We start from the raw sequence: 8,196 nt of genomic DNA on the forward strand, positions 1-8,196 counted from the left end.
CACGATGGGCCGTGCGAAATCACATGGCCCATTTCGCGTCCATGGCTTCCAGATGACGAGGCCGCGTAATGCGATGAAAAAGGCTCTTCCGCTTCATATCACAAAGCGGAAGAGCCTTTTTCAGTTATCGGAATGGTCAGTCGTCCACGACCGTGCCCTTTGGAACGACGGTGATGCCGTCCGGCGTGACGGTGAATCCACGTGCCAAGTCGTGCTCGGTGTCGATGCCGACGGTGGAGTTCTCCATCAGCACGACGTTCTTGTCGAGAATCGCCTTGTATACGCGTGCGCGACGGTTGATGACGACGCCATCGAACAGAATCGAGTCGACGACCTGCGACCACGAATGGATACGCACGTTCGGAGACAGCACGGAATGATGCACCTCGCCACCCGAAACGATGACGCCGGGGGAGACGATGGAATCGGTGGCATGCCCCAGACGATCGCGTCCCGCATGCACGAACTTCGCCGGCGGAAGGTTGCCGGACAACGTGTAGATCGGCCATTCCGTGTTGTACAGGTTGAACTCCGGCACGTAGGAAATCAAATCCATATGCGCGTCGTAGAACTGCTTCAACGTACCCACATCGCGCCAGTACGCATGGTCGGTAGGCGTGGATCCCGGAATCTCGTTGGAGTTGAAGTCGTAGACGCCGGCCTCGTGACGCGCCGCGAAGTACGGTGCGATGTCACCGCCCATATCGTGCTTGGTCTCTTCGGCCTTCTCATCAAGGGCGAGCGCGGCGAACAACGCATCGGTGTTCGCCACGTAGTTGCCCATCGAGGCGAGAATGGTGTTCGGATCGTCGGGCAGTCCTTGGGTGGTCTTCGGCTTTTCATGGAACGACTTGATCATGTTCGGATGGTCCGGATCGACCTCGATCACACCGAACTGGTCGGACTGGCTGATGGGCTGGCGGATGCCGGCGACGGTGAATTCGGCCCCCGATTCGATGTGCTGGCGCACCATCTGTTCGAAATCCATGCGATACACGTGGTCGGCGCCGACGATCACCACGATGTCCGGCTGCACATCCTCGATGATGTTGATGGTCTGGTAGATGGCATCGGCGGAACCGAGGTACCAATGCTTGCCGAGACGCTGCTGCGCGGGAACAGGGGAGACATAGTTGCCCAGCAACGGGGAGAAACGCCATACCGTCGAGATATGGCGGTCGAGGGAATGGGACTTGTACTGGGTGAGCACGACGGTCTGCATGTATCCGGAGTTGACCAGATTGCTTAGCGGAAAGTCGATAAGACGGAAAACGCCCCCGAAGGGAACCGCCGGCTTGGCTCTGTCTCTGGTCAAAGGCATGAGCCGCGTGCCTTCGCCTCCTGCAAGCACAATGGAAAGAATTTTCGGATTCTTTGCCATGGGAACTCCTCTCCGTGAGCGTCGTCTCGACACTATATACACATCGTTCGTCCGGTCGGCTTCCTCGCAAAACCGCTTACGCACTTAATAATCGCATATTTTTCACGACATGCAAGGGATTTCCGTCGCGAGTCTTGAAAATTCGTCCGTTGTTTCGCCTCCGTTGAGACGAATGTTCGGTTCCGTTTCAACGTCTGGCGGTGGCGTAGAACGCCACCGCGCTCGATGCGGCGACATTGAGGCTGTCGACGCCATGGCTCATGGGAATCTTCACGGTGAGATCCGCACGCGAGATGGTGTGATGGGACAGTCCGTCTCCTTCGGTGCCGAAAATCAGCGCGAGCCTGTCGATGTGGTCGGCCTCGGTCCGCGCATTGTTCAGACGGCGCACCAGTTCGTCCAATGAGATGGAGTCGTCCTCCAGCGCCATCGCCACGGTGGTGAATCCGAGGTCGTGCAGTTCCCGCATGCCGGTGAACGGCCAGTAATGCTTGTCATCCCCGCCGATGCGCGTCCATGGGACCTGGAACACCGTGCCCATCGACACGCGTGCGGCGCGACGGTACAGTGGATCGCCGCAGGAAGGCGTGACAAGGACGGCATCCACGTCAAGCGCGGCGGCCGATCGCATCAGAGCGCCGACGTTCGTATGGTCGACGATGTTCTCCATGACCGCGATGCGCTTCGCACCCTGGCATACCTCGGCGACGCTGGGCAACGGCCAGCGTCGCATGGCCGCCAGCGCGCCGCGGTGCAGACGATAGCCGGTGAGTCTATGAAGCTGCTCGGGGGAGGCGACATATACGGGAATGCGCTCTCCCCAGTGTGCGTCGATGAAATCGAAGGTGTCGGCCATGCCTTCGATCCACGGTTCCTCGACCAGCAAGGAGATCGGTTCGCGATTCGCGGCCAAGGCGCGGTCGATCACCTTGGGGGACTCGGCGATGAACAGGCCCTTGCTGGGCTCAAGCCTGTTGCGTAATTGGATTTCCGTGAGATTGGTGTACGCGGCCACGCGTTCGTCGTCGACGGAATCAAGATGAATGAACTGCATGGCACATCTTTCGCTAGACACAATTCGTCAGATACAAGAAAACCCCTTGTTTCCAAGGGGTCTTTCCGGTGTCCGGAGCGGGACTTGAACCCGCACGCCTGTATAAAATAGGCACTAGCACCTCAAGCTAGCGCGTCTACCATTCCGCCACCCGGACAGGTGCGTTGCTCAGCGGCAACGAAAGAAAACTATAGCAGACGATTTCCGATGTGCAAATCTCGGCGTGTCGCGTTTGGTTCCAATGCCGATATGTGGCCTGTTGTAGGCTCGGGAGCTATGACTGATGCCCTTTTTCTGCTTGATACGGAACATGATGACGTGCCGGTGAACAGTGATGCGTTCATCGCCGGATGGAAATTGACGCTGCCGTCTTCGGTGAGGCGGCATGCGGTCCAGGCCATGCGGTTGAAGGACGGTGACGAGCTGCAATTGTCGGATGGCAGGGGACTACGGATCCACGCGGTGCTGCGCGATGCCCAGCAGGGCATCGCCGAGGTGCTGAGGTTCGGCAGGGAACCCGAACCGATGGTTCGGCTCGCGCTGGTCCAGGCGTTGGCGAAAACCGGCCATGACGAACAGGCCATCGACACCGCGACGCAGATCGGCGTGGACGAGGTCGTGCCCTGGCAGGCGGACCGTTCGATCGCCAAATGGAAGCCGGGACGCACCGACCGCAAGTGGCGGCAGGTGCTTGACGCGGCCACGGAGCAATCGCGCCGCGCGTGGAAGCCGGAATTGGACGATTGCGTGACCAGCAAGCAGGTGGTGGCCATCTGCAGACGCGCGTGCGTGCACGGCGACATGGTGGTCGTGCTGCATCAGGATGCGACGAAGACCTGGGATCAATTGGAGGATGCGGTCGCGGGTCTTGCCGACAGGTGCCTGAACGACGGCCGTCAGCGCACCGTATACGTGGTGGTGGGGCCCGAAGGCGGCATCAGCGACGCCGAAGTCGGGTCTTTCACCGACGCGGGGGCGGAGGCGTGCGTGCTGGGCGGCAACATTCTGCGTGCTTCGACGGCGGGCCCGGTGGCGTTGTCGCTGCTGGCCCGCGCATTGGGGCGTTTCTCCTGACGGCGCGCGGATGCGGATGCGGGGATTATCCCGGTTGCGCAATAGCATGGTAGCGAAGATTGCCAAGACCAAAAGGAGCATCATGAGCGACAAGGATTGCCTGTTCTGCAAGATCATCGCCGGGGAGATTCCGAGTGAGAAGGTGTATGAGGACGACACCACATATGCGTTCAAGGACATCAATCCGAAGGCCAAGGTGCACGTGCTCGTCGTTCCGCGCAGGCATTACGCGAATGTGGCCGAGCTCGCGGCGGCGGATCCGCAGCAGCTTGCGCATATGGCCCAAGTTGCCCAGAAGATCGCCGACAAGGAGTTCCATGGTGCCTTCCGATTGATTTTCAACACCGGTCTCGATGCCGGGCAGACCGTGTTCCACGTGCACGCCCATGTGCTTACCGGTGAAAAACTCGACGAGTAGTCGGCATGCCGTGGCCGCGGCATGCGGCGTCCGCGCGGCGGTCGCGCAGGCACGCTGCCGCGCGGAGAGATTGATTCATCGAATTCGGTAATACAACGAAATATATCGGAAGAGGTTTTGTGGCCACTACTACACGTACCATCGCGATTCCTCGGCAGCTTGATCCGGTGTCCGTCCTTGGCCCGGTGGACGAGGTGCTTCGGGAAGTGGAACGGGCGTTCCCCGATCTGACCATCATCGTGCGCGGGAACCGCATCGCGATCATGTCCCGTTCCAGCAAATCCGAACCGCAGGCATCGCAGGCCGAACAGGTGATCGCCGACATCATCCAGGCGGCGTATACGGCGCCCATGGACGCGGACACCGTCCGCCGCATGCTCGACCAGAACGTATTGAAGAACGACGTGCGTGCGAAACATCCCGGGCACGGACGCATTGTCGAGGAACTGCGTTTGACCGACGTACAGCAGTCCCGTTCCAACGAGAGGGAGGAACTCGCCGACCGACGCAAGCCGCATGTGCCGGGCGTCATCACCTTCGCCGCGGGCAAACCGGTCCGAGCCAAGACCGCAGGCCAGATCGCCTACGTCAATGCCATCGAATCGCATACCATCACCTTCGCCATCGGACCCGCGGGAACGGGAAAGACGTATCTGGCGGTGGCCAAGGCCGTGCGCGCCTTCCAGGACCGTCAGGTGCGACGCATCATCTTGACCCGTCCCGCGGTGGAGGCCGGAGAGAACCTCGGCTTCCTGCCGGGAACGCTGAACGAGAAGGTCGATCCCTATCTTCGTCCGCTCTATGATGCCCTGTCGGATATGCTCGGCGCCGACCAGCTCAAACGCTATATGGATGACGGCGTCATCGAGGTGGCTCCCTTGGCATACATGCGTGGACGCACCTTGAACGACGCCTATGTGATCCTCGATGAGGCGCAGAATACCACCGAGCAGCAGATGAAGATGTTTCTGACGCGTCTTGGCTTCAACACCAAAATGGTCATCACCGGTGATGTGACGCAGGTGGATCTCACGGTACCGAAGTCCGGGCTCGCCACCATCGAACGGATTCTCGACGGCATCGACGGCATCGCCTTCGCGCATCTGAACGCGGAGGACGTGGTGCGGCACGCACTGGTCGGGAAGATCGTGGCGGCCTATGACCGCCACGCGGCCATAGCGGGCGACCACAGCAGAAAACGGCACTGTCATGTGGAGAAACGGACGGATGATGGCGACGAAATCGAAAGGAACGCCGAATGAGCGTTGATGTGACGAACGAGACCGCATGGCAGATCGACGGCAAGGTGTTCTCCGATCTGGGCGTCTGGGTGATGGACCAGATGCGGGTGAGCACGCAGTCCGACCTGACCATCATGTTTGTCGACCCCGATCCCATCGCGCAGCTCCATCTGCGCTGGATGAACCTTGAAGGGCCCACGGATGTGATGAGCTTCCCCATGGACGAGCTTCGTCCCGGCGATGGCCAGACGGTGATGGAAGGTGTGCTCGGCGACATCGTGATCTGCCCATGGGTCGCGGCTCAGCAGGCCCTTGCCGCCGGACACAGCACCATGGAGGAAATGATGCTGCTGACCATCCATGGCATCCTGCACCTGCTCGGATACGATCATGCGAGCAAAGAGCAGGAACGGCAGATGTTCGGGCTCCAGCGCCAGCTGCTGCTCACGTTTTTCGCATTGCGCCAAGGTTTCGAGGACAGGGCCTCGCTTCCCGCCGGCACGCCTGACGCGTTGGCCGAATGGGACCGCGAGCACGGTTCCGGCCGGCAAGTGGCGAAGTAGCGGCGAACTGGCTTGGACGCGGGAACGAATGGGGGAGTGAAGATGGAAACGACGACCATCGCAATAATGGCCGTGTTGGTTGTTGTCGCAATGCTGTTGGTCTGGCTGTCGTTCGCGATGGCGGCGGCCGAAGGCGCGGTGGGAAGGGTGACGCGCGCGAGCCTGAACAACCGCATCCTCGAGGTGCAGACCGATTCGGAGCTTTCCCCGTTCATTCGCGACAAGAAGATTCGGCGCATCTCCAAGGTGCAGCATCTGATTTCGGATCGGTACGCCACCGCCGGATCGTGCGCGTTCTTCCGCATCGCCTGCAACGTCATCGACGGCGTGCTGGTCGCGGTCGTCGCGATGCTGGGCAGGGTTCCTCTGTGGGCGCAGCTGCTTGCGGGATTCGTGTTTGCGCTGATTGTGGCCGTGGTGTCGCTGCTGGTGCGTCCACGCAGCGCAGGCGCCTCCAAGCCGGTCGACATCATGCTGCAGCACGCCAACGCCGTTTCGGTGGCGGCTGCGCTGACGCCGTTCGCCAAAATCGGAGGGCAGAAGGATTTGTCCAAAAGGCATGGCGATGATTTGTCCGACGACGAGGAACTGGAGAAGCTCCAGCTCGAGCAGGGGCGTGCCACCATTGACCGTCTGGTGGAGGCGAACGATTTCGATCCGGAAGTCTCCGAAATGCTGCGCAACGTGCTTACGCTTTCCGAAACGCTGACCCGCGAGATCATGGTGCCGCGCACCGACATGATCTGCATCGAGCGCGGCGAGAATCTGGAAAGCATGCTGAAGCTCTGCTCGCGTTCCGGCTTCTCCCGCATTCCGGTCATCGGCGACGATGTCGACGATCTGGTGGGTGTCGCCTACCTGAAGGACGCCGTGCGCGCCACGGCGTTCAACCGCGCCGCGGTGACCCGCGATGTCGAGTCCATCGTGCGCGATCCGATGCTCGTGCCGGAATCCAAACCGGTCGACGACCTGTTCCATCAGATGCAGCGCACCCGCCAGCATGTGGCCATCGTCGTCGACGAATACGGCGGCATCGCCGGCATGGTAACCATCGAAGACGCCATCGAGCAGATCGTCGGCGAATTGGAGGACGAGCACGACCGCACCCAGCATGCCAATCCGGAACGTATCGGCGACCACCAGTGGAGCATGCCGGCGCGCACGCCTATCGCCGATTTGGAGGAGATTTTCGAAATCGACATCGACGAGGATGACGTTGACACCGTGTATGGATTGCTGACCAAGCTTCTCGGCCGGGTTCCGATCGTCGGCTCATCGGCGGTCACACGTGGCCTGCGGCTTACTGCGGTCGATTCCGCGGGCCGTCGCAAGAAGGTCTCGACGATTGTGGTGGAGCCCGCCCACGTCGATGGCGTGGACGAAACTGGAACGCGGCACGAAGATCATTCCGACAATGCCGGCAAGGCATCGAACAACGACAAGGATTCCAAAAACAAGCATGACTGAAGACAACATCGTGACAACGGCCGAACATGCCGATTCCGCAGCCCCCATTCCATACCGTTCCGGATTCGTGGCGGTCGTGGGACGTCCGAATGTCGGCAAATCCACGTTGATCAACGCGCTTATCGGATCGCAGATCGCCATCGCGTCATCGCGTCCGGAAACCACTCGAAAGGCCATTCGCGGCATTCTGACCACGGACCACGCCCAGTTGGTTTTGGTGGACACCCCGGGCATCCACCGTCCGCGCACGTTGCTCGGCCAAAGACTCAATGATGTTGTGGAGGAGTCGCTGTCCGACGTGGACGCCATCGCGTTCCTGCTGCCCGCCGATCAGGAAATCGGCCCCGGTGACCGCCGTATCCTCAGCCGTCTGCGCTCCGATTTCGCGGTGAAACGCGACGACGGCGGATTCAAATGGAAGGTGCCGCTGATTGCCATCGTCACCAAAATCGACGAGCTGAACCGCGGCGAGCTGATCAACAAGCTCATTGAAATCAACGAATTCGCCGATTTCACCGACATCGTGCCGGTAAGCGCTCTCGAACACGACAATCTCGCCGAAGTCAAGAACGTGCTGGTCGAGAACATGCCCGAAGGTCCGCAGATGTACCCGGAGGAGCAGATCACCGAGGAACGGCCGGAAGACACCATAGCCGAACTGATTCGCGGCGCCTTCCTGGAAGAGCTGGATGACGAGTTGCCGCATTCCCTCGCGGTCGTCGTCGATTCCATCGAATATCCGCAGGACAACGACAGCGGCGAAACCTACGACGGCAAGGCGCAGGTGATCGTATCCATCTACGTGGAACGCGATTCGCAGAAGCCAATCATCATCGGCCGACATGCCGAGCATCTGGTACGCGTCAAGAAGAAGTTGCGTACCCCGGTCAACCGTATCGTCGGCCAGAAGGCGAGGCTTGATTTGCACGTCAAGGTGGCCAAGGGCTGGCAGTCGGATCCGAAGCAATTGGAACGCTTGGGCTTCTGACAGGTGATGC

At 60.5% G+C, this 8,196-nt stretch carries 8 protein-coding genes and 1 tRNA gene; 6 read left to right on the forward strand and 3 right to left on the reverse strand.

Features of this window, described 5'->3' with window-relative positions; translation table 11 throughout:
* Positions 1-136: 136 nt before the first annotated feature.
* From glgC to B3C64_RS05830, 3 genes are all read right to left on the reverse strand, one after another.
* Positions 137-1,381, reverse strand: coding sequence for a glucose-1-phosphate adenylyltransferase (gene glgC, locus B3C64_RS05820; RefSeq protein ID WP_291534369.1), 1,245 nt, complete (start codon positions 1,379-1,381; stop codon positions 137-139).
* A 187-nt stretch (positions 1,382-1,568) separates the two neighbouring features.
* Complete coding sequence (locus tag B3C64_RS05825; RefSeq protein WP_291534370.1) at positions 1,569-2,435, reverse strand: TrmH family RNA methyltransferase; 867 nt, start codon at positions 2,433-2,435, stop codon at positions 1,569-1,571.
* A 69-nt stretch (positions 2,436-2,504) separates the two neighbouring features.
* Positions 2,505-2,592 (reverse strand) — tRNA-Leu (locus B3C64_RS05830).
* A 119-nt stretch (positions 2,593-2,711) separates the two neighbouring features.
* Between B3C64_RS05830 and B3C64_RS05835 the strand changes: the two genes are divergently transcribed.
* The 6 genes from B3C64_RS05835 to era all read left to right on the forward strand — a co-directional run bounded on the left by B3C64_RS05835 (position 2,712) and on the right by era (position 8,186).
* Positions 2,712-3,509, forward strand: a complete 798-nt coding sequence (locus B3C64_RS05835) for a 16S rRNA (uracil(1498)-N(3))-methyltransferase (RefSeq protein ID WP_291534371.1) — start codon at positions 2,712-2,714, stop codon at positions 3,507-3,509.
* Between the two features lie 82 nt (positions 3,510-3,591).
* Positions 3,592-3,927, forward strand: coding sequence for a histidine triad nucleotide-binding protein (locus B3C64_RS05840; RefSeq protein WP_291534372.1), 336 nt, complete (start codon positions 3,592-3,594; stop codon positions 3,925-3,927).
* A 119-nt stretch (positions 3,928-4,046) separates the two neighbouring features.
* On the forward strand, positions 4,047-5,189 hold the full coding sequence (locus B3C64_RS05845; protein WP_291534373.1) for a PhoH family protein: 1,143 nt from the start codon (positions 4,047-4,049) through the stop codon (positions 5,187-5,189).
* The gene (ybeY, locus tag B3C64_RS05850) at positions 5,186-5,731 is read left to right on the forward strand and encodes an rRNA maturation RNase YbeY (RefSeq protein ID WP_291534374.1); all 546 of its coding nucleotides are present in this window, start codon (positions 5,186-5,188) and stop codon (positions 5,729-5,731) included. The genes B3C64_RS05845 and ybeY overlap by 4 nt, the downstream gene beginning before the upstream one ends.
* 42 nt (positions 5,732-5,773) lie before the next feature.
* Positions 5,774-7,198 carry a hemolysin family protein gene (locus tag B3C64_RS05855; RefSeq protein WP_291534375.1) on the forward strand — a complete coding sequence of 475 codons (1,425 nt, stop codon included), beginning with the start codon at positions 5,774-5,776 and terminating at the stop codon, positions 7,196-7,198.
* Positions 7,191-8,186: a GTPase Era gene (gene era / locus B3C64_RS05860; RefSeq protein ID WP_291534377.1), complete on the forward strand. Its 996-nt coding sequence runs from the start codon at positions 7,191-7,193 to the stop codon at positions 8,184-8,186. The genes B3C64_RS05855 and era overlap by 8 nt, the downstream gene beginning before the upstream one ends.
* The last annotated feature ends 10 nt before the right edge of the window (positions 8,187-8,196 follow it).

It is taken from the genome of Bifidobacterium sp. UBA6881, assembly GCA_002451435.1.
GTDB lineage: Bacteria > Actinomycetota > Actinomycetes > Actinomycetales > Bifidobacteriaceae > Bifidobacterium.